This is a genomic window from Rosistilla oblonga, from assembly GCF_007751715.1.
In the GTDB taxonomy this organism is placed as follows: Bacteria; Planctomycetota; Planctomycetia; order Pirellulales; family Pirellulaceae; genus Rosistilla; species Rosistilla oblonga.
Genome location: NZ_CP036292.1, coordinates 3964170 through 3986335 on the forward strand (window position 1 = coordinate 3964170; position 22166 = coordinate 3986335).

The following is a 22166-nucleotide window of genomic DNA, read 5'->3' on the forward strand; positions in this document are numbered from 1 at the left end:
AACGGGGGTCGATTACCCACCAAAACCGGGATTCCCGCGATTCGCAGATGACAACACGCTGGATTTTATGGTGTATTCTGCGAGTATGAAACTTCATTGCCTCGGAACCGCGGGATACCATCCCAGCGAAACCCGCCAGACCTCTTGTTATTTCCTGCCTGAATCGGGGATCGTCCTCGATGCGGGATCGGGTCTGTTTCGGCTGCCATCATTGATCCAGACCGATCACCTGGACATTCTGCTGTCGCATTCCCATCTGGACCATATCTGTGGGCTGACGTTTCTGCTGAGTGTTTTGTATCAGCACCCGGTGCAGCGCGTGCGAGTTTGGGGAGATGAAGCCAAGCTGGCGGCGATCAAAAAACATCTGTTTTGCGAATCGATCTTCCCGGTTCCGCTGGATGTTCAATGGAACCGAATCGTCCCGGGCGAAGCCTTTTCTCTCGACAACGACGCGAACGTGGTTCCCTTTGCGCTGCCGCACCCCGGCGGTTCGATCGGCTTTCGAATCGACTGGCCCAGCGCCAGCATGGCTTATGTGACCGACACAACAGCCGATCCCAAAGCCGACTACGTGCCGATCGCTCGCGGTGTCGATCTGTTGCTGCACGAATGTAACTTCCGCACGTCGCAGGATGAATGGGCGATTAAGACCGGGCACAGCTCGACCCGCCGCGTCGCGGAAACGGCGGCTGCGATCTACGCCAAACAAACGTGGCTGGTCCACCTGAATCCGTTGGAAACGTCCGACGATCCGGTCGGGATCGCCGATGCGAAACCCTATCTGTCCGAGATCGGTGTCGCTCAAGATCTGCAAGTCATCGACTTTTAGTCGTCTTCGCCCTATCAAGCAGCTCGCATAATCGTCGCGAACGGTTTCCTCGGGATATCTGCGCGCGTTGCTTGCTCAACGATCCGCCCCTTTCTTCGCCCGCGCCAGTCGGCTGACGTAGGTTTTCTATGGTCGATCGCACTCCTTTGTCGATCCGACCGCTGGCGGAGAAATAGATCAAGTACAAGCGACGGGATACGGGACCCAGCATGAAATTTGGATTCGACACGGTATTGGATCGCGCGTGGTTGCTGCTGGATGAAGGTGCAACGCGGCTGCACGGTGCGCTGGCCAATCCGGTCCGCGTCGATCGCCAACGACCGTCGCTCGATGTGCTCGAAGACCGCTTGCTGTTCAGCGCGACGCCGATGGCTGCGATTGCTGAACTGGCGGAGATCGACGACAGCGGATTGCAAACGTCGCAGGTCGCGCACCAGTTCGAGACCGAAGCGACAGGCGAATCCGATGGTTCGACGACTAGCGATTCCGCCGAATCCACAACCGCAAAACAACTCGTCTTTATCGATTCGGCAGTTGCCGATCTCGACGCGCTGACGTCCGATCTGGCGGGCGATGACTCTCGATTCGCCGTCTTCGTTCTCGATGCCGAGCGCGATGGGATCGATCAGATCAGCGAAATCCTGGCCGACCACCGCGACGTTGCCGGAATCCACATCGTCTCTCACGGTGAAGACGGCCAGATCAAGCTCGGCCAGACGTGGCTTGGCATCGACGCGATGGATGGCTATGCAGGCCAGATCGCTCAGTGGAGCGGAAGCCTTGCAGAAGGAGCCGACCTGCTGATCTACGGCTGCGATCTGGCGGCGACCAGCGATGGCCGCGCGATGATCGACGCAATCGCTGCCCTCTGCAATTGCGATGTCGCAGCCAGCGATGACGACACAGGAAACGCAGCCTACGGAGCCGACTGGGAACTGGAATATACAACCGGGCAGCTGCAGACCGACGTTGCGTTCAGCGAATCGCTGCAGGCGAATTGGCTCGGGAAACTGGCGGTCATTACCGTCGATACCACCGCCGACGTGATCGATGGCGGCGATGGTCTGACCTCGCTGCGGGAAGCGATCATCGCGACCAATTCCGGGGCCGGCGGCGACACGATCCAATTATCGGCCGGTACCTATCAGTTAACGATCTCCGGCGATGAGAACGATTCCAACCAAGGCGATCTGGATATCAAGCAATCGGTCACGATTGTCGGAGCGGGAGCTGGCGCGACGATCATCGATGGCGGTGGAATCGATCGCGTGTTTCATACTCGCGGAAATACCACCGTCGCAACGATCTCCGATGTGACGATCCAAGGCGGTGCAAACGACAGCAACGGCGGCGGCATCTTTGTCGATCAGGAGAGCACGCTGAATCTGATCGACTCGATCGTGCAGGGGAACGATGGCGGCGCCGACCGCGGCGGCGGCGTGCATGTGCACGGAACGTTTAACGCCAATCGCGTGTTGTTCACCAACAACACGGCGCAAGACGGTGGGGCGATCTACTACCACGGAGCCGAAGGCGGTTCGCTGGTAAACGTCACGATCAGTGGAAACGTAGCAACCGCGGACGGTGGCGGTTTGTGGACCGACACCGCGATCGAGATCGTCAACGCGACAATCACCGCAAACGACGCACACGATGGCGGTGGACTGTTTGTCGCTGCCGAACAGATCACGCTTTCCAATACGATCGTCGCGGGCAACACAACATTCACCGGAGAAAAAGATGTCGCTGGCGACTTCATCAGCGACGGTTCCAATCTTATCCAAGTCGTCGGTTCGGCAACCGGACTCGGCGGCGACATCACGGGTGTCGATCCGCAACTGGCGGTGCTAGCCAACTACGGCGGTTCGACGCCAACCCACATGCCGCATGCCAGCAGCGCGGCGATCAACGCAGGAACCACAACCGGCGCACCAACTGTCGATCAACGGGGTGTTGCCCGCGATGCGTCGCCCGATATCGGAGCTGTCGAACGCGTCGCCACAGAACTTACGGCCACAACCGAAACACGCGTCAACACGACCACCGGGGATACTCAACAGACCTCGGGGCAGGCGCGTGGTAACGTCAATTCGATAGCGCTCGCCGACAACGGAAACTATGTCGTCGTCTGGTCGAGCGACAACCAAGACGGATCGGGTTGGGGCGTCTACGGTCGGCTGTACGCCGCCGATGGAACGCCGCGGACCGATGAATTCCTGCTGAATACCGAAACCTCCGACGACCAAGTCGATGTTTCCGTGGCCAGCGATGCGGCGGGCAATTTTGTCGCAACTTGGACCAGCAGCGAACAAGACGGCAGCGGCGACGGGATCTACGCGCAACGATTCGACACCGCTGGCAACAAGATCGGAACCGAGATCCTCGTCAACACATCCACCCTTCGCTCACAACGCGCGCCGATCGTTTCGGTCGACCGCGCGACCGGCGACTTTGTGATCGTCTGGAACGATGTTGGTGTGCTCAGTCAGGACGTGGTAGCGCAAAAATTTGATGCCTCCGGTGCCAAGCAGGGACCGACCGAAATCGTTGTCGCCAGGATGACGCTGATTGGTACGCCCAAGGCGAATGTCGCGATGCTCGATGGGGGGGGATACGCCGTCGCCTGGGAAGAGCTTGGCAACATCCGCGTTCAGAAATATGGCGCCAGCGGCACGACTTATGGAGCTCTATTAACGCCGGAAAACAGTTTCCCAATCTCTGCTGGCATGCCCGACTTGGCCGTCCATAGCGATGGCAGCATGGTCGTCGTGTGGAGCGAAAGCGACACGACGATCAAGATGCTGCGATACGACAGCGCGGGCAATACGATTGGCGGTACGAGGACTGTCAATTCAACAGCTGGCGGAACACAGCAGGCGCCGGTCGTCGACATCGCCGACGACGGCAGCTTTATCGTGGCGTGGGAGGGACAAGGCAGCGGCGATTCCAGCGGTGTCTTCGCCCAGAAATACAACGCCGACGGAACAGCCAACGGTGGCGAGTTCCGGATCAACCAAACAACCGCCGGAACGCAGAGCCAGGTTTCGATAGCGGCGATCGACGACAAGAACTATGTCGCGGTCTGGACCGGAGCTGGCCCGGGTGATACCGAGGGTGTCTTTGTTCGCCAGTTTAACGATCAAACCAACACGGCTCCCACAGCCGTCGCCGGCGGTCCCTACACGATCGACGAAGGCGATTCGCTGACGCTCGACGGTTCCGGATCGATCGATGCCGATCTCGACACGTTGCAGTACGCCTGGGATCTTAACAACGATGGAACGTTTGGCGAAACCACGGCGTTGCAGACGGCAACGCCAACGCTCTCCTGGTCCGACCTGCAAAGCTTGGGCATCGCTAACGATGGCGTCTACACGATTGCGCTGCGAGTTTCCGATGGCAGGGGAGGCGTTTCCACGTCGACGACGACAGTGACCGTCGCCAACATCGCCCCCACGATCACATCCCCCACGGCTGTTAGCGTCGACGAGAACACAACGCCAGTGCAAACCGTCACCGCAACGGATCCGGTCGACCCAGTCGTTTACAGCATCAGCGGCGGGAGCGATAGCAGCCGATTCACGATCGATGCCAACACCGGCGTGCTCGCGTTTGTTTCCGCTCCTGACGCCGAAGCTCCAACCGACGCCGGCGGCAACAACCAATATGACGTCGAAGTGACGGCGAGCGATTCCAGCGGCGGCAGTCACGTTGCCACGATTCGCGTGACCGTTAACGACCTCAACGATACGGCTCCCACGATCGCAAACCCTCCGTTGATCGGCGTCTCGGAGCTTGCCACCGCAGGGACCACCGTCGCCAACCTCTCCGCCACCGATCCCGATTCGGGAACGACGCTGCAAAATTGGACGATCACCGACGGCAACGCCGACGGAATTTTTGCGATCGATGCCAACACCGGTCGGATCACGATCGCGAACACCACCAATCTCGACTTCGAATCGACAACCGGATATTCGCTTAGCGTGACCGTCAGCGATGGAGTCAACACGTCGGCGGTGCAAGCGGTCAGCATTGCGATCGAAGACGCAAACGACAACGTGCCGGTGATCGCCGCCGGACAGCAGTTCTCCGTGACCGCAGCCGCCCCGAACAACACCCTGCTGGGGACGCTTACCGCCAGCGATCTCGATGCCAGCTCAACCGTGCTGCAGAACTGGACGATCGTCGATGGAAACATCGGCAACGCGTTCAGCTTGGATGCGACGACGGGCGAACTGAGAGTTCAAGACCAAACTGCTCTCGATGCAACCGCGACACCGGTCTACACGTTGCGGGTCACCGTCTCCGATGGCGTCAACGCTTCAACAATCGAAACCGTTCGGATCGATGTCACGCCAACGATGGCACCGATCGCTGGCGACGACAGTTACACGTTGTCCGAGGGTGGCACGTTGGACGTCGACGTCGTCGCCGATTGGCACAACGCGAGCTGGCATCAACGTCAGCAGTTAACGTTTAACAACACCGCCAGCGGAAGCAACCTGACCGATTTTGCGGTGCTAGTCAAACTGCACGCAACGGCCGCCGACGCGATCGCGATCGACTATTCGACAACTCAGGATCAAGGCCAAGACCTGCTGTTCTACGATAGCGACGGGACGCTGCTGTCGCACGAGATTCAATCTTGGGACGAATCGGGTTACTCCTACGTCTGGGTTCGCGTGCCGCAAATCGATGCTGGCAGCGGCAGCGATTCGATCTGGATGTATTACGATAATCCCGATGCGCCGGCGATCGATCGATCGGGCGATACTTGGACCGCGGCAGATCTAGCCGTGCTGCATCTGGATGGCAGCCTGCAAGATTCGAGCATCCACGCAAACCATGGCTCGGGAACCGCGAGCGCGTCGCCGGCTGGAATCGTCGATTCCGCCGCGTCGTTCAACGGAACCAACAGCACCGTCTCGCTGGGCTCCGCCAGTTCGTTAGATGATATTTTTGAAGGCGGAGCGACGATCAGTGTCTGGATCAACGCCGAGGATTGGGGCGGAGGCAACTATGGCCGCATCGTCGACAAAGCGTCGAGCCACTTCGGCGGTGGCAGCAGCAACGGCGACGGTTGGGCATTGGAAGTTGGCAATCAAGGAACACCTGGTGGTTTCCTGCTGTTCAACCAAGGCTTTACCGGGGGCGAAGCGGAATGGCGAACCGATGTCGGGTCGATTCAACTGAACACCTGGCATCACGTCGCGTTGGTTTATGATTCCAACTCGGCAGCCGTCGGTCCGCAGATTTACATCGACGGGGTTTTGCAAAACCTGAACGAGACTCGAACGGCTTCGGGAACCGCTCGCTCGGATGCTGCGATCGACATGACCGTCGGCAACTATGCTCAGGACACGTCCCGCGCTTTCGATGGCTTGATCGATGAGCTGAGGATCTCCGATCAGACACGAACCGCCGACCAGATCAACGCGGAACGACTGCAGGGGCTCGGCCTGTTTGTGAACGCGGGGCCGGTGGAAACGGGCCCTGGCGGTCTGCTCGCGAACGATCGCGATCCCGAGGGACAAGTGTTACAAATCAGCCTGTTGGATGGACCGGCCAACGCCGCATCGTTCAACTTGGCCGCCGACGGATCGTTCAGCTATCTCCACGATGGCAGCGAGACGACTGCCGATTCGTTCACCTACACGCTGACCGATGCCAGCGGCGTCAGCACCGTCGGAACCGTGCGGCTAACGATCACGCCGGTCAACGATGCACCAACCGCCTACGCTGGCGGAACGTATACGATCCAAGAGGGTTCGAGCCTGTTGTTGGACGGTTCGCCATCGGCCGATATCGACAATCCGATCGTCTCCTTCGCGTGGGATCTCGACGGCGACGGGATCTATGGCGAAGTCGGCGAAGCGGTCGGCAGCCAAGCCAACGTCGACTGGGATACGTTGCGGTCTCATGGAATCAGCAACAACGGCAGCTACACGATCGGCCTACAAGTGACCGACGCCGCGGGGCTGACAGCAACCGCTCACGCGACGCTGATCGTCAACAATGCGATCCCAGTCGCCGTCAACGACGCGGGGATTGCGTTCACAACCGACGAAGGGACTGCCTTTGTCACCGGCAACGTGTTGTCAAACGACAGCGATCCGAACGCGTTGGATGCTGTCACTATCGTTTCATTCGATGCATCGGGGCTGCTGGGCAGCTTGACTCATCGCGGCGACGGCAGCTTTGAATACGACCCAAACGGACAACTCGAATCGCTCGGCCAGGGCGAGCAATATGTCGGGACATTCACCTACACGATCGATGACGGCGACGGCGGCCTCGCATCGGCGGTGGTGACGATCATCGTGCATGGCAGCAACGATGCACCCTCGCTGAATATGACCACCTCGCAGATCGGGTACGTCGAGAACCAAGGACCAACGCAGCTGATCCAAAACATCACCTTGTCCGACGTCGACGGCACGACGCTACAGTCGGCTCGGATCTGGTTCTCCAGCGGCTACGCAGCGGGCGAAGACAAACTGCAATTCTCTGACACCGCCACGATCCACGGCAGTTGGGACGAAGCGACATCGACTCTAACGCTAACCGGAACCGACACGCGAGAAAACTACCAAACCGCAATCGAATCGATCCACTATCAAAATCTCAGCGAATCCCCTTCGACGGCACCGCGAGTACTGGCGGTACAAGTCGACGACGGCAACGCCCAGAGCCAGATCGTTGCGAGGAACATCGCCGTCACATCGGTTAACGACGCTCCGGTTGGCCAGAACGACACCTTCGAAGTTATCGCCGGGGAATCGTTGACCGGGCAAGGCGTTCTGTTGAACGATCTCGACGTCGACGGCGATTCGTTGACCGCCACCTTGATCGACGGGCCTAGCAACGGCACTCTGACGCTGCTGCCAGACGGAACCTTCTCTTACCAACCCGACCTGGAATTTGCCGGCGTCGATCGCTTCACCTACGTCGCTGTCGATGGATCCGAAGTATCCGAACCGACCGAGGTGCTGTTGATCATCGCCGCCGCCAACCTCTCCGGCGGAAACGTCGCCGTTGGTGAAGCCGGTACGTCGGCAATCGACAGTTCCAGCAGCGCGTTGAGCGAATCCGATCCCGTCTCCGAATCGATCAACATCGTTGAATCGGCGCTCGCCGCCGGCAACTCGTCGTCGCAAACCGACGACGCCCCACCACCACAGCAGAACGAGGCAGCGGCGATCGACATTCTGGTCGAACCGTCGGAATCCGACGACGATGACGGTGCGGTCCTGGGCTTGGGGATACTCGTCGGCGACGACGAACAGTTCACGTGGACGCCGCAGGTCCAGCGGCAAACGATCACCTTGCACCGCGATGTCGAGAAAGCTGCCGCCAACGACTCGCAAGCCAATCGGAACGACGACTCACACAACACCGCGGTCTACGAACTGATCGCCCACCCCGGCACCGCGTGGCAGGAGATGGATGCGTTTCGCAGCCAGATCGATGGCCAGTTGTACGGCAACGCGATCACCGTCACGACAGTCGGCATCACCGGATCCAGCTTCGCCCTGGGCTACATCACTTGGGTGATGCGGAGCGGATTTATTTTGACCGGCTTGTTGGCCAACATGCCTATCTGGCGATCGTTCGACCCGTTGGTTGTGATCTCAGGAATGAGTCACGAAGGGAACGCGGAAACTATCCAAGAGATTATTACGCGGGAGAAACAAATCCTCGACGAAACCGCCGTCGGCTAGCTGTCGCGATCCGCCGTCGCGAGATGCGAGCCAATGAACTTCCTGCAAATTTTCAAGCCGTTTGTCGAACGAAACCCTATTTCGCCCGCGCCGCCGACCTTCTTTGCTGGCCGCAATCGGTTATATTTCAATCGGGGCGATTGGATCGATCGCCAGGATTTGGGCCGCCAGGACACAGATTGGATATCACGTTGGAGACAAAACGAAATCAACATCTCGATGAGCTGCTTCGCAGTTGGCCCTTTGACGCCCAAAATCTCAGCGTTCGGATTGTCAAAGGCGACGATGGCCGCGATGTGATTCAGATGCGGGTCGACATGGGGATCTTGCAGTTGGAAACGACCGACCGACCCGACGGTGAACGCCCCGAGGGATGCAGTTCGATTCTCGAAGCCATCCGCAAACAGGAACTCGACGAAGTCGGATTTGTGCTCAGCGACGATCAATGCAATCAAGTCGATCGCGAATTCATGCAGTTCTACCATCGCCGGATCTGCTGGCTGCGGCTGCAACATTATCGCCGCGCCGTCCTCGACGCCGATCACACATTGCAGTTGATGGATGCGGCTCGTTTGCATTCTCCCGATGAAGATTGGTCGACGACTCACGAACAGTATCGTCCTTTTGTCTGGTTCCATCGCACCCAAGCCCACGCCCTCTCGGAACTCGAAGACGAGGGTGCCGAACAAGCGGTTTCCGCGATCAATGCCGGGCTCGAATCGATCGAGCAGATCTTCGTCGAACACGGTGCCGAAGAGCATTTTGAAACCGATGAACTTGTGGTTCGATTGCGTGAACTGCGAGAGTCGCTGCGCCGCGAATATTCCGTCGGCCGCACCTTACAAGAGCGTTTGCAGGAAGCTGTCGAGAGCGAGCAATACGAATTGGCTGCCCGCTTGCGTGATGAACTCGCCAAACGTTCGATGAACTGATCCGGATATCCAATGCCGTTTGCCGCACTCTCTCGGCTGTTTCATCCCAGCGTGATGCTTCGCGCTCCGCTGGGGACCTCGACCTGGCTGCTGCAGTTGCGGTGGTTTGCTGTCGTTGGCCAACTGGTCACGATCTCGGCGGTCGGCCGATTTTTTCCAGTCGACCTGCCGCTGGAACCGCTGTTCGCCTTCATCGGTTTCACCGCCGCCACCAACCTCGCTTACACGATCTGGCTGGGAACGCGTGAGCCGGCGGAACCGCAAGCTTCCGACGACGCGCTCTACCGCACCGAAGTCGCGTCGCTGCTGATGACGTTGGATCTGTTGACGCTCGCCGCGATGCTCTACTTTTCCGGGGGCATCGACAATCCGTTCGTCTTCTTTTTCTTCGTCAATCTCGCCGTGGCCGGCGTTGTCCTGCGGCCGGTCTGGGCGTGGATTCTGACCAGCATGTCGATCGCATGTTTTGCCGTGCTGACCTATTTCCGAACGCCAATCGAATTGCTGTCGATCGATTCGCACGCCGCCGGTTATCGGATGCGCGAGCACGGGATGTTGATCGCGTTTTCAACCTGTGCGGCGGTCGTCACCTATTTTGTCTCCCGCGTTGCCGAAGAATTGACGGTTCGCCAAACCCAACTGCGAACCGCGCTGCAACAGCAATCGCGCAGCCAACGCTTGGAGGCGCTGACCACGCTTGCCGCCGGCGCCGCGCACGAACTCGCTTCGCCTCTTTCGACGATCGCCGTCGTCGTACACGAGATGCAGCGGCACGCCGCCGAAGCGGATGTGCCCGACGCGGTCCGGCAGGATCTCAGCCTGATCGATTCGGAAGTAAATCACTGCAAAGCGATCCTCTCGCGGATGCGAAACGCCGCCGGCGATCAAGCGGCCGAACATTGGGACCGGATCACGCTTGTCGATCTCGTCGACGCGATCGTCGAAGGGATCCGCGATCCGCACCGCGTCGAGATCTCCGACGACGTCGACCGATTCGACGACTACACGCTCTGGATTCCGATGGAAGCTGTCGCCCAAGCGATCCGCAATCTGATCGGCAACGCCCTGGACGCCAGTCCCGCCGAAGCCTCTGTCGCGGTGGAGGTGAGCGTGACCGAGGACCATTTCACGATGGAGGTGATCGACTCGGGAGAAGGCATGCCCGAGGAGGTTGCGCAGCGCGCCGTCGAGCCGTTTTTTACGACGAAGCAACCGGGCAGCGGAATGGGCTTGGGCCTGTTCTTGACGCGCAATGTGATCACGCGATTGGGCGGCACACTGGAGTTCGATACGAAGCTTGGCCGAGGTACCCGCGCAATCGTTCGAATGCCCCGACGACAGCAACTGGCGGCCGAAAACCTTCCCGACGGCGGATCGCAAATGACGCATAATGGTTTAGAATAGGAACTGAGTTGCGAATCGCCGAGATTCGCACAACTTCGACCAGGCAAAACTGTAGCGACATGACCGACCCGATGAGTTCTGCAAGCATCGACTCCGACGCCGAAGCTATCACCCGCGGGCTCGACGCCGAAACCTTAGGCGTGTCCAGCATCATTGTTGTCGACGATACCTTTGTCCTTCGCGACCGATTGAGTCTCGCTTTTCAACAGCGTGGTTTCCGCGTTGAACAAGCCGGAGATTACGACGAAGCGATCGCTCGCTTCAGTTCGCGTCCCACCGATCTGGCGGTGATCGATCTGCGGATGCCCGGACGCAGCGGTTTGGACCTGCTGATTTCCATCAAACGCATTCATCCCGAGACCAAGGTCGTGATCCTTTCGGGGTTTGGTAGCATTGCCGCAGCGATCGACGCGGTCCGGATGGGAGCGACAAACTTCCTCTCCAAACCAGCCGACGTCGACGACATTTTGAATGCCTTCGTTCGCGGCGACCAACCGCAATCGCACGCCTCCGACGGGACCGAGTTTCCCGTCCCCTCGCTGGCTCGCGCCGAATGGGAACACATCCACCGCGTGCTGTCGGATTGCAGCGGCAACATCTCCGAAGCAGCTCGCCGATTGGGCATCCATCGCCGCTCGTTGCAACGCAAATTGAGAAAGCGAGCTCCCGACGATCCGGGCAGCGAATGATCCGACCGCGACGGTGGTCCGGTCCGCACGCAGGTGACCGCGACGCCCGATTGAGCACCGCGATCGCCTGCAGAATTGCTGGCTAGAACGCCCGCTTAAAACTTCTTGGCTTCGGCTTGTTGAGCATGCCGAGCGACGGTTTCCTGGAAGCGTTTCTTCCCCTTCTCGACGACCGCGCGAATCTGCCGAGTGCTCTCTTCGCTCTCTTTCCGCAGTTCGGTGATCATCGTCAGCGATTCGATCTGGAAGTCGCTGATCGCATCGACAAGCTTTTGTACCGATTCGGGATCGACAGTCGAACCGTAACCGGCCTTCAACGCCGCTCGCTCCAGTTCGCGACCGAGATCTGCGACGTCTTCGAGCCCCTTGTTGACGCCTTCTTTCATCGCTTCGGTCGCCTGCGTGACTTCGTGCAGTCCCTGTTGCGACGTATAAACCGTTCCGAGAATCGTGAAGACGTGCTCGTTGGTCGTGAAGAAGGTGACCGAGCGGCGGAAGACGCGATCCTTAACGTCGTGCGTCTGCTTCAACTTGGTGATCAACGTCTCGCCGACGTCGTAACCGATCGAAAGGTTTTCAGCGATATCCTTGAGCAGTTGGAACGTCCGATCCTCCTCCTCAAATTTTTGACGCGCTTCGTCGCGAGCCAGTTCTAGCCGCGAGCGGCTGCCTTCGTCTTCACCTTGGAATTCGTCGACCGCCGTTTGCGCTGCGGCCAACGATTCCTGCGCCGCCGCCAACGTAGGCCCATGTTTATCCAACAGTTCGCTCGCCAAGACCTCCGCCTCTTTAAGAGCGAAGCGGAAATCGATGTAGCCATCCATGATCGCTTCTTCGCGGCTGAGTTGATCCTTCGTATCGGTCGTCACATCGCGGTAGACGTCGATGATCTTATCGAACCGATCCGATGGCGTTCCGCGGCGAATCTTCATCCACCAGTTCTGCCACTTTTCCGTAAATCCGATCCGCCCATCATCCAGTTGGGCGATCAGCATCTTGCTGTCCTCGCGAACCGAATCGAACATCTGCGTGATTTCCAGATAGCGTTTTCCAACCTGGATGTTTTCGACGTTCTCGCGGACCAATTGGTTGAACGTGCTCATATGCTGAATGACTTCAGCGATCGCCAAAACGCGAGCCTCATCGACATGTTTGACGCTCTCGAGCAAATGGATCATCTCCTGCGGCGTGTCCTCCCGCTTCGACAATCCAAACTTGTCCAACACGTTCAACGCGCGATCGAGATACTTGTGCATCGAACCGCTTGTCGCAGTCGACGAGGTTTGGGCCTGCTGCGTTCCAGCAGGTGCTTGCGCTTGTTGATTTGCTTCGCTCATATCCGTTGTCTCAGAGAAGAATTCCGTAGTAATTAAAGTCAAACACGTGACGCGTGAAACGAAAGCCTAACACGCAAGACGCATTCGATCGCCTGCAGGCCGCAGTCCCGCAAGACGCAACAACTCAAGGTTAACATTTTCGGTCGCCGAAACAATCGAAGTTGCGTCGGCGCTGAACCAGCCAAGATCGAAAAAGTCGCGTCGGGTCGCACAATCGCGACAACCGACGCCGCTTTGCATCGCTTGTTAATAAGAGGTCAGCTTGGGTGCAAACGGTTCGATGATCTCGACTCGTGCCGGCATCGATCCCGACGAGAGGATCAGCCCATCGTCGCCCATGATCAGATCAAACGCCAAATGCACCTGGTCTTCGGTCAACAGACCCTGCGAAGCGTACAACCGCACTTCGGCCAGCGCGGCCAGCGGGTTCTCCGGTGGGCTCATGATCAACGAACCAACGCGGGCGTTAACCATCTCGGCAGTCAGCGACGGCAGCGGTTTGATCCGCAACTCTTCCATGCCTCCCTTAAACACGCCCGTCAGATCGTCGCGAACCAGCTCGCGGGGATCGAGTTCACGGCTATCGATCGCCTGAAAAACCGATTTGTTGTTGATCTTCTTCGACGCGCGACCGATCGGTTTCCCGGTCGCAACCGACATCCAACGGACCGACGATTCGTTGTAAACCCAGCCGTTGACTTCGTTCTTGTTAACCGAAACATCGATCTGCAAATAAGCATCCAGGCCGGCCTGCTTCGCTTTTTCCATCAACTCCTTCGGGCGATCGACACCTAAATAAATCAAACCGGGACGGACGCGGTCCGGGCCAGCGTCCAGTCCCATCGAATCAGCTAATCCGCCAGACGCCGCAGTTGCCGCGGCGGGATTGCCGGCTTGACCAGCAGGCTGCTCCGACGGCATCCCTTCCATCATCATCTCTTCCATTCCCGATCCTTCAGCGGCCGAAAGCATCTCCGGCGACATCGCGGATGCCATTTCGCCCGGAATTCCTTCGCTGCCCATGCCGCGCGCGGCCGGTTTCGTTTCCGTCGGCTCGACCTCCGCGATCGATGCAAAGACTTTGCCGAACTCGCCGTTGGAATAGTTCTCCGCAAACAACTCCATCGCGATCTCACCGACCAGTCCAACATGCTGTTCGATTTCGCCAGAGGGACCGCCGCTACTTTTGTTTGCCCCGCCGCCCATTCCTAGACCGGGTTCCATCGATCCCATGCCCATCTCTTCGGGCGCTGCGCTACCTCCGCCACCACCACCGGCTGCGTTGCGTCGCCGCGGCTCCTCCTTGGGCGCCTTCATCCCCTCGCGCACCGGATGCATATTGCCAGTGTGTTTGACCGCCGCGTTATTGATTCCGACTCCAAGACGCAGCCCCCAAGTCGGCCGCTTCGTTGCATCGGACCAACCGACCATCTCGTAGGAATTCGAAGATGCTGCGAGTTCGGGCTCGGCGACCAGATGCGCCAACAACAGATCGTAAGCCCGGTCCTCCATCCCAGCGGCAAAGGCAATCTTCGCCTGCGACAGATAATCGCTCGGCAGCGGCTCCGGTTCGGGTTCCGGTTCAGAATTTGCGCCTTCACCGGGACGTCGCCCCGCTTGCAATTCGCCTTCGACTCCCAGATAAGGCTCGCCCGCCATACTCTCCGCCATCGAGGAGTCTGGCATCGACGCAGCCATCTCCATCTCCATTTCGGGACTCATCGGAGCCAACATTCCGGGAGTCTCGGCGGCCATCGACATCTCTCGCTCCCGCTCCATCTCCGCCGACATCACCATCTCTTCGGACATCTCGCTCCCCGGCTCGCCACGCATTTCGCTCTCCATCCCCGTCGGTGCAGAGGACTCCTCCGACATCGCCGGTGCGGATTCAGCTGCCATCTCCGGGGATGGTTCTTCTGTCATCGCGGGGGCTGATTCAGCCGGTGCGGCTTCGGGAGCCATGGCGACTTCCGAACCCACCGGTTGGCCTGCCGTGGGACTTTCCGAAGAGCCACAGCCGCACGCTGTAAGAAGGGGGAGAGAGAGGAGCCAGCAGACAGCGGAATGCAAACGCATCATGGTTTCCTGAAGAAGAGTTATGACGTTGTGCGAAAATTGCGGAGCGGAAATCCGCTGGGTATCAGTATGCCGGTTTTCTACCAAAAAGTCGAGCAAATGCGGTGAAATGCGGCCACAGACCGACGATTTGCTTGCAATCCCACGCCGCTGCGCCCTTGCCAGTGGTGCCGGCAAATGCCTTTACCCGCTTTGGAATCAGAGGAATGCTCAAATTCAGGGAGAATCAAGGAACTAATTTGTCACCGGCCGGGTCTAAACGAGAACCACCTGACTACAATGGGGAAGCGGCCCGCCGGGTTATTGCGACTCTTCCCCTTGGGGGTGCCCAGGTAACGCAAAGCAAGACTCCAAATCTTTGCAAAACAGTCCCCTAAATTTGGCATACGCGTTATATTTGGAGTTCGGGCAGACGGCACAGGTCAACGTACATGCGAATAGCAATGTTTTTACGACAACGATCGAATCGGAAACCATCGCGTCGACAACGGCTTCAGCGACGCGTTCTTTCGCGCGGCTTTGAACAGCTCGACGCCCGCCGCGTTCTCGCCGCGATCACCGGCGTCGTCTATGCCGATCTCGATCTCTCCGGCGTTCAGGAGACTGGCGAAACCGGCCTCGAAGATCGGATCGTCTACATCGATCAGAACCACAACGATCGCCTGGACACGTCCGAGCCCTACCGCCGCACTAATTCTTCGGGGGCCTTTGAATTCCAAGACCTCAGCACCGCAACCGGACACACGTTGCGGATGTTCGACGGATCTGGAACCCAAAACATTACCAGCCCCGGCTCCGGGGACGTGCTTGTCGTTTTCGAATCGGACGAAAGCGTGGTCGACGTCAGCTTTGGCGTCGAGGTGATCGGGGAAAACGAAGCGCCAACGTCCGACCCCGTCGACTTCGAATCGAAGCAAGGGCTCTCGTTCCTGCTGATGTTCCCCAACGGTTTGGTCTGGAAATATGGCTCCGATGCCCCCAACCACACGTTTGTTGCGATCCAGACATCGGAATCGGAAAACGGCAACATCGCGATCGATCTGTCCGGCGGTGCTCGCTACACCGCGTTGGAAGATTTTGTTGGCCAAGATGTCGCAACCTACGTCCTGCACGATGGCCGCAATGCGTCGGATCCGCTGACGATGACCGTCGATGTGATCGCCAAAGACGCACCGTTGCAAGGTGTGGTCGTCGAAGGAGACCCGTTGTCCGAACACGCTCCCGAGGGGACGGAGATCGGCAACCTCAAGGTGCTCACTCCTGGCTTGCACGGGAACGTTCGCTTTGAAACCGACGACCCGCGAGTTCGGATCGAGGGGAATCTGTTGATCCTTGCCGATCCCGAGGCGATCAATTTTGAGTGGCAACCGGAACTGCGGGTCCCTATCCGGCTGATCGATCTCGAAACGAATGAAGAGATATCGCAACCCGAGGTGGTGATCCAGATCGCCGATGAAGACGATCCCGTCACGATGATCACCGGTCCCGAATACGGCGATACGACCGAATACGCGATGGGCACCGAGTTTGGGTTTGTCGTCGCCGAAGACGAAGATTCCTGGCAGATGCATGAATTCAATGTCGACGACAGCCGGTTCGAAGTCGACGGCAACATCCTGAAGCTGCGCGATGATGAATCGCTCTCTTATCCCGAAGATGACGGCTTGGTGATCAACGTCTCAGTCGACGACTCGGCCAGCGGCGGCGATCCCGTGTCGACATCGGTCACAATCACCGTCTACAACGTCAACGACCCGCCAACCGCAGTCAACGTCAGCGGCGAATTGCGAGAACGCACCTTCGGCGGACACGTCGGCCCCGTGACTGTCGTCGATCCCGATCCCAGCGACGGCTACATCTTTACGATCAGCGACTCGCGTTTCGAAGTCGTCGACGGAATCCTGAAGCTTCTGGACGACACCTCGGTCGTCTACAATCCCAGCTCCCCTTCGATTTCCTTGACGATCACCGCCACGGAAACGACCGACGCCCAGTATTCGGTCGATTCCGAAGTCACGATCTCGATCATCGAAAATCCCTCGCCGTGGCAGAACCTGCCCGAGAGTCTCGACGTCAATAACGACGGAGTGATCACGCCGCAGGACGTTCTGATCATCCTCAATTCGCTGAACGAAGGCGGCCCGCGTCCGTTAGGCGATCCTTTCGACGGCGGCAACTATATCGACGTCAACGGCGATGGTCTGCTGACGCCATTAGATGCCCTATTGGTGATCAACGAACTGAATTCAATCAGCAACCTGCGGACCACTCCCGGTGGCGGATTCCCGCCGATCGGTGAAGCGGAACAACAGCCGGGCGAGCCGTTACCGGTCGAAGGCGAAAAGATTGTCGTCTCGCCGAAGACCGTTCCCGAAGGCGAATCGCAACCGCACCGTAACTACTTTGCCAGCCCGGTAGCATCTCAACAACTGTTGGCTGACGATTCCTTCGGCGAGGATGAGGACTGGCTGGAACCGAGTCTCGACGACCTGTTCGTCTAACACGCCTATTCGCCATCACCGGTGGCATTTGCCTGAGTCCGCCGATCTCCATGGCGGCTTGAAATCCAGCGTCGCCCATCCTGGAACGCTCGCGGTTTAGCAACGAAACGTTACAGTCGCATCTGACAGCGGCTATTGTCCGTCGGCCGCAACTCGCTTGTCATGATCTAGCGATTGCCAACAGTACCAACTGGCGATCGACGCAAACGGACGCCACTTTGCAGCGATCGCATGCCCGGTCGAGTGATCGGGCAGATCATCCAAGCCGTAACGTTTCTTGATTGCAGATCGCACGCCGAGATCATCGTGTGGGTAGACATCCAATCTACCCAGCGAGAAGATCAGGAACATCTGGGCCGTCCACTTTCCGATCCCTTTGACGATCGTCAACTGGTCGATGATCTCCGCGTCGCTAAAGCGTCCGATTCGCTGTAGCTTCAACTCACCATCGACCACTTTGGTTGTCAGGTCCTGCAGGTACTTCCCCTTCTGCGCCGAGATTCCCGCCGTCCGCAGTTGGTCGACCGAAAACCGAGCCAGGTTGTCGGCGGTCAGTCCATCGGGGCCGACCAGTTCCTCCAACCGCATCCGAATCGAACGGGCCGCGCCAGTGGAGATTTGCTGCGAGATGATCGACCGGACAAGCATCCGAAATCGATCCTTCTCCTGCCGCATCGAACACGGCCCAACGTTTTCGATAATCTCAGCCATGATCGGATCGGCACCACGCAGATGCGCTATCGCGGCTTCGATCTGCAAACGTTTTGCCATCAAACGGTCGACCTGGCTGAGTAAGGAAAGGGACAAGCGGCGGCCTGGTATCTGGGTCACCAACGCATCGGTTAGCGATATTCCAGCTGCGCCGTCGCGGTGCAACCTTGGCTGCTGCGAAAGCGAACCCAATGGGCGCTAAAGCCTTCGGGAAACTCAAACTCAAGCGGCTGATCGGCTTTCAAATCGATCGTCTTGTAGATGTGCCAGCCGCTTTGGTGGTCGACATCGACCTCGATCGTAACCTGCGTGTCGGCATCAGCTTCCAACGTCAAAGTCTTGCGATCATAGCCCGTCATCAAATAGGGATCCGAAGCGGCGTTCGCGCTGACCGCTGTCGATTTCCAAGGACCACCATGCCCGACAGGTTTGCCCAACTTCCAAAGGTCGTCGACCGCTCCAAACCACAAGCCCACGTTCTGGCTGGGATCACGGAAAACGTGACCATCGGGCTCAGCATCCGACCGCGCTCCGGCGAGCACTAACAATCCGTTCCACGTACAGAAATCGGAGATCTGTTTTGAGTGGCTCGAGACGGGACGCATCAGTTCAAAAATGGGCGGCGAACCGTTGAACAGCAGCGGGATCTCGTAGAACGTGCCGTGATAGTTGGCGAGATGCCGTTCTGATTCCACCTCGCGGGTTCCTCGCGGCCAGCCCGATGCAAACGGAGCGTCAAACGCCGCATCCCCCTTGGGCAATCGCAACTTGCGACCGTTGTGTGTCAAAACCACCGACGCGTCATCGACATGAAACTCGGGCTCGATCGCCAACAGCTCGGCCAGCTTTTCATCGGCCTCTGTCGTCTTAAACGCAAATTCCGCTTTGGTGAAGTCGAAGAACCGATCGTCTTGCGTGATCACTCGCAGATTGCGATTCCGTTTCGCCGGATACAACAACGCGCCGTCAGCCGCTTGGCCGACCTCAGCCAATCCGGCGAACAACGCCTTGTCCGCCTGCGAATCATTCGGCTCACGACCTGCACTGGTCTGATGCAAGAACGCCGTCGCAACGCAATCGCGATCGGTCTTTACACGCAACCAAACCGCTTGCAAATCTTCGGGCAGATGATGGCTGACGTATCCGTTGCCCGAAACCGTCACCTCTTCCAAATCGCTCCACTTCCCGTTCCCTTCAGCGTCGATCTGAATCGTAAACCGAAGCGGTTGCTCCGACACACCATCGAGGTCGTCCGAGTCGGGCGCTTCGAACGCAGTCAGTCGTGCATCGTTGCTCGGCACGATCTTCAGATCGGCGTCGCCGCGGATAAGCGCCATGTGCGGCATCCCAAACGAACCGGGTTTGTGCTCGGTGGCGTTGCCAGGAATCGTGACCTTGCCAGCGGGAAACTGCCGTTCGTAGATCGTGTCGCGATAATCCGACCAATCGAGTTGCATGTCGGTTGCTTTCCAAGCGGCATCCAACGCCGGCTCGCCACGCCGGTCGACCGCCAGATAGACGGTAACCGGTTTATCGACGGTGAAGTGAAAACCAGCAGCCGCTCGATGCCAGCTGCCGCGATTAACGGTCACTCGCGGCAATCCGATCAACGCTTCTGACATCTTGGTGATCGGCAATTGATCGCTCGCTCGCAAACCGAGCGGAGCTTTGTAGGGCCGTTTGCGACCGGCGGCCAAATGAATCACGCGACGATCAAAACCGGCGACCAGGAACGGATCCGATGGTGTGTTCGCCTTTACTTTGTCATCGATCCAAGGTCCGCCATAGCCGCTGGCGGGGCCCCAAGTCTTAAGGTCTTCGTATTGTCCAAACCAGAGATTGGTCTGAGGTTGCCCGGCGAGCTCGTTCCCTTGAATGCTGGTTTCATCGGTTGCCAGCACCAGGCGATCGTTCCAAGCACAGAAGTCGGGAATGTATCGCAAGTGGCTGGCGATCGGTGCGATCCCCGCCGAATTCTCGCGACTGAACGTTTTGGGAAAATCGTAAAACATGCCGTGCATGTCCATCATCCAGCGGCCACCGGTGATCTCGCGGATGCGAGGCCATTCGGTGTACCAACCGTGGCGAGCGTCGTTGCAGAGTGCAGCTTTGGGCAACAGGTAGGTGCTCCAACGCCCATCTTCCAACAGCTTCAACCGCAGGCTGCGTCGATCCCATCCGATCGCCCAGATCGGATCGTCGCCATCGCTACCGCCAGCGATCCCCGCCGGGCTGGTGACGTCGGTGTATTGCCGCCGCTCGACAACCCTCCACGTCTCACCATCCCACTCCGCCAGCACGCCCGCTTCTTCATCGTTCTGCGACGCGCCGCCAACCAGCAAGTCCTTATAGGTTCCCGCTGGCAGTTCACCATTGTTCGATATGACCAAGCGACCTTGCGACATCGTGGCCCCTTTGCCGTGCCAGCCAGGGACCGGTTTCTTAAACAGCATCTTCGCTTCCAACGTGTGGACGTTGGCTTCCCAGATGCTCCCCTCCATATCGACGTAATAAACCATGTTCGCCGGATCGGTCAGATGCCGTGTGATCGCGGTGACACGCATCGGCATGTCGCGCGGCGAGATCACGCGCACCTTCCCGTCGGAATCGATCAAATAGTGAGCGATCAATAACTGGTTCGATTCCTTATGGATCATCCGCCCGGCGGGCGTTCCGCCGACGCTTTCGGGATGAACCGTCAACGTCTGCAAATCCTCATCGATCGAATACAGTTTGTGCTCGCTGCCGTTCGGTTTGTGCGGTGCGTAATTGACCATCCACAACTTGCCCGCCCAAGGAACGATCGCTCCGATCCCACACTCGTCATGTCCGCTCAGAAAATGACCGCCGTTCTGACTGTAGATTCCGTAAACGGTCAGATGCGGATAGACGCCGCTGATCTGGAGGTCGTTGCGAACCACAGATTGCGTTGCGGTCGGCTCGGTCGAATCCTGGGCCACCGATAACCCGGGGACTAGCAGCAGAGCGATCAAGACAACCAATCGAAGCAGAACGGTATCCAATATTTTCATGAGAGTATCGCGAGGGGAGTGAAGTTGAGGAGCGAGCTTTCGTCGCGATGAAAGCGCGCCGGCGCCGAAGTCGCAAAAAATCGAGCGACCAGCCGACTGGGGCGGGAAGAGCACCGACAAACATCGTCCAAAGTGTAATTGGTCACCGCCGGTTGCACTACAGCGCGTCGCGAGTGTTGCAGCCGTGGTTCCGCTCTTACGAACCCCAGCAGCACCCGTCTGGCATTTCTGGCCGTCGTTGATGTTCCCGAGCGGTTCGGTGCTTCCCAGCGGATCGATTATTCACAATGCCCCGCCCGCATAATCGCTACTCCCGCAGCGGCCCGAATTTGACAGCAGCAAACGCCTGGGAAGTTTTGCAACGCAGCAGCTGAAAAAAAAAGCTATGGTTCAAATGGTGAAGCTTTTGCTGCAGGCCAACCGTTGCCTCGCGAGAGACTTCCCGACAGTCGAACAAAAAGAATTCGGAACATGAAACCAAAAACGAAACATCCGCAACACGAGGCTCTAGTCCGACGAAACCGTCGCATCCTCGGAACTGTCCTGGTGATTTGCGTGATCGGATACACCGTCTTTGTCGCGCAGAAGATGCTGCAATTGGCCGGTAGTTCCGAAGGCGCAATGCCGACGCATCAGACCGCCCACGTCTCCTACGCCGAAGCTGCCTTGGCGACTGAAAACCAGAACCAAGATTTGTGGAAGGCTGCGTCGGACATCGATCGCAAGATTTCGGAAAAAGTGAAGAAGAAGCATGTCAAGCCGCGCGAGACTCAGGGCGCTGTCGAAGCGCGAGCGGCTTGGCACAAAAGAACCGAGCAGTTGGAGACCGAACTCGAACAGTTCACCGAGTTCCCCGAAGGCTCGGTCCAGGACCAACTGAGAAAAGAAGTGGAAGCATATTACGAGGATAAACCTTCGATCTAGTGCC

11 protein-coding genes are annotated in these 22166 nt (G+C 58.4%); 7 read left to right on the forward strand and 4 right to left on the reverse strand.

The annotated features are described in order from the left end of the window. Positions 1–85 precede the first annotated feature (85 nt). From CA51_RS14030 to CA51_RS14050, 5 genes are all read left to right on the forward strand, one after another. Complete coding sequence (locus CA51_RS14030; protein ID WP_197451181.1) at positions 86–832, forward strand: MBL fold metallo-hydrolase; 747 nt, start codon at positions 86–88, stop codon at positions 830–832. A 209-nt stretch (positions 833–1041) separates the two neighbouring features. Beyond that, positions 1042–8556: a DUF2341 domain-containing protein gene (locus CA51_RS14035; RefSeq protein ID WP_145121594.1), complete on the forward strand. Its 7515-nt coding sequence runs from the start codon at positions 1042–1044 to the stop codon at positions 8554–8556. 191 nt (positions 8557–8747) lie between these two features. Continuing rightward, on the forward strand, positions 8748–9488 hold the full coding sequence (locus CA51_RS14040) for a UvrB/UvrC motif-containing protein (RefSeq protein ID WP_231745686.1): 741 nt from the start codon (positions 8748–8750) through the stop codon (positions 9486–9488). 12 nt (positions 9489–9500) lie between these two features. Next, the gene (locus tag CA51_RS14045) at positions 9501–10892 is read left to right on the forward strand and encodes a sensor histidine kinase (RefSeq protein WP_145121598.1); all 1392 of its coding nucleotides are present in this window, start codon (positions 9501–9503) and stop codon (positions 10890–10892) included. Positions 10893–10963: 71 nt separating this feature from the next. After that, positions 10964–11581 (forward strand): response regulator transcription factor, encoded by a 618-nt coding sequence (locus CA51_RS14050; RefSeq protein WP_231745687.1) that lies wholly within the window; start codon positions 10964–10966, stop codon positions 11579–11581. Between the two features lie 95 nt (positions 11582–11676). Here CA51_RS14050 and CA51_RS14055 read toward each other — a convergent pair whose 3' ends face one another. Together CA51_RS14055 and CA51_RS14060 are read right to left on the reverse strand one after the other, a co-directional pair. After that, complete coding sequence (locus CA51_RS14055; protein WP_145121602.1) at positions 11677–12918, reverse strand: cell surface protein; 1242 nt, start codon at positions 12916–12918, stop codon at positions 11677–11679. A gap of 246 nt (positions 12919–13164) precedes the next feature. Beyond that, positions 13165–14841, reverse strand: a complete 1677-nt coding sequence (locus CA51_RS14060; protein ID WP_231745688.1) for a hypothetical protein — start codon at positions 14839–14841, stop codon at positions 13165–13167. A gap of 596 nt (positions 14842–15437) precedes the next feature. Between CA51_RS14060 and CA51_RS14065 the strand changes: the two genes are divergently transcribed. Beyond that, complete coding sequence (locus CA51_RS14065) at positions 15438–17495, forward strand: dockerin type I domain-containing protein (RefSeq protein ID WP_145121606.1); 2058 nt, start codon at positions 15438–15440, stop codon at positions 17493–17495. Positions 17496–17627: 132 nt separating this feature from the next. On the opposite strand, the gene CA51_RS14070 is transcribed toward CA51_RS14065, so the two are convergent. Both CA51_RS14070 and CA51_RS14075 read right to left on the reverse strand, forming a co-directional pair. Beyond that, positions 17628–18302 carry a DNA-3-methyladenine glycosylase family protein gene (locus tag CA51_RS14070; protein WP_197451182.1) on the reverse strand — a complete coding sequence of 225 codons (675 nt, stop codon included), beginning with the start codon at positions 18300–18302 and terminating at the stop codon, positions 17628–17630. 35 nt (positions 18303–18337) lie between these two features. Next, on the reverse strand, positions 18338–21238 hold the full coding sequence (locus CA51_RS14075; RefSeq protein ID WP_231745689.1) for a hypothetical protein: 2901 nt from the start codon (positions 21236–21238) through the stop codon (positions 18338–18340). Between the two features lie 471 nt (positions 21239–21709). Between CA51_RS14075 and CA51_RS14080 the strand changes: the two genes are divergently transcribed. Then, entirely contained in the window at positions 21710–22162 is a 453-nt protein-coding gene (locus tag CA51_RS14080; protein ID WP_145121608.1) for a hypothetical protein, read from the forward strand. The last annotated feature ends 4 nt before the right edge of the window (positions 22163–22166 follow it).

Coding starts and splice junctions, on each gene's coding strand:
- CA51_RS14075 (WP_231745689.1), bottom strand. CDS start 21,238: ATGAAAATATTGGATACCGTTCTGCTTCGATTGGTTGTCTTGATCGCT.
- CA51_RS14055 (WP_145121602.1), bottom strand. CDS start 12,918: ATGAGCGAAGCAAATCAACAAGCGCAAGCACCTGCTGGAACGCAGCAG.
- CA51_RS14035 (WP_145121594.1), top strand. CDS start 1,042: ATGAAATTTGGATTCGACACGGTATTGGATCGCGCGTGGTTGCTGCTG.
- CA51_RS14045 (WP_145121598.1), top strand. CDS start 9,501: ATGCCGTTTGCCGCACTCTCTCGGCTGTTTCATCCCAGCGTGATGCTT.
- CA51_RS14080 (WP_145121608.1), top strand. CDS start 21,710: ATGAAACCAAAAACGAAACATCCGCAACACGAGGCTCTAGTCCGACGA.
- CA51_RS14050 (WP_231745687.1), top strand. CDS start 10,964: ATGAGTTCTGCAAGCATCGACTCCGACGCCGAAGCTATCACCCGCGGG.
- CA51_RS14030 (WP_197451181.1), top strand. CDS start 86: ATGAAACTTCATTGCCTCGGAACCGCGGGATACCATCCCAGCGAAACC.
- CA51_RS14060 (WP_231745688.1), bottom strand. CDS start 14,841: ATGACAGAAGAACCATCCCCGGAGATGGCAGCTGAATCCGCACCGGCG.
- CA51_RS14065 (WP_145121606.1), top strand. CDS start 15,438: ATGTTTTTACGACAACGATCGAATCGGAAACCATCGCGTCGACAACGG.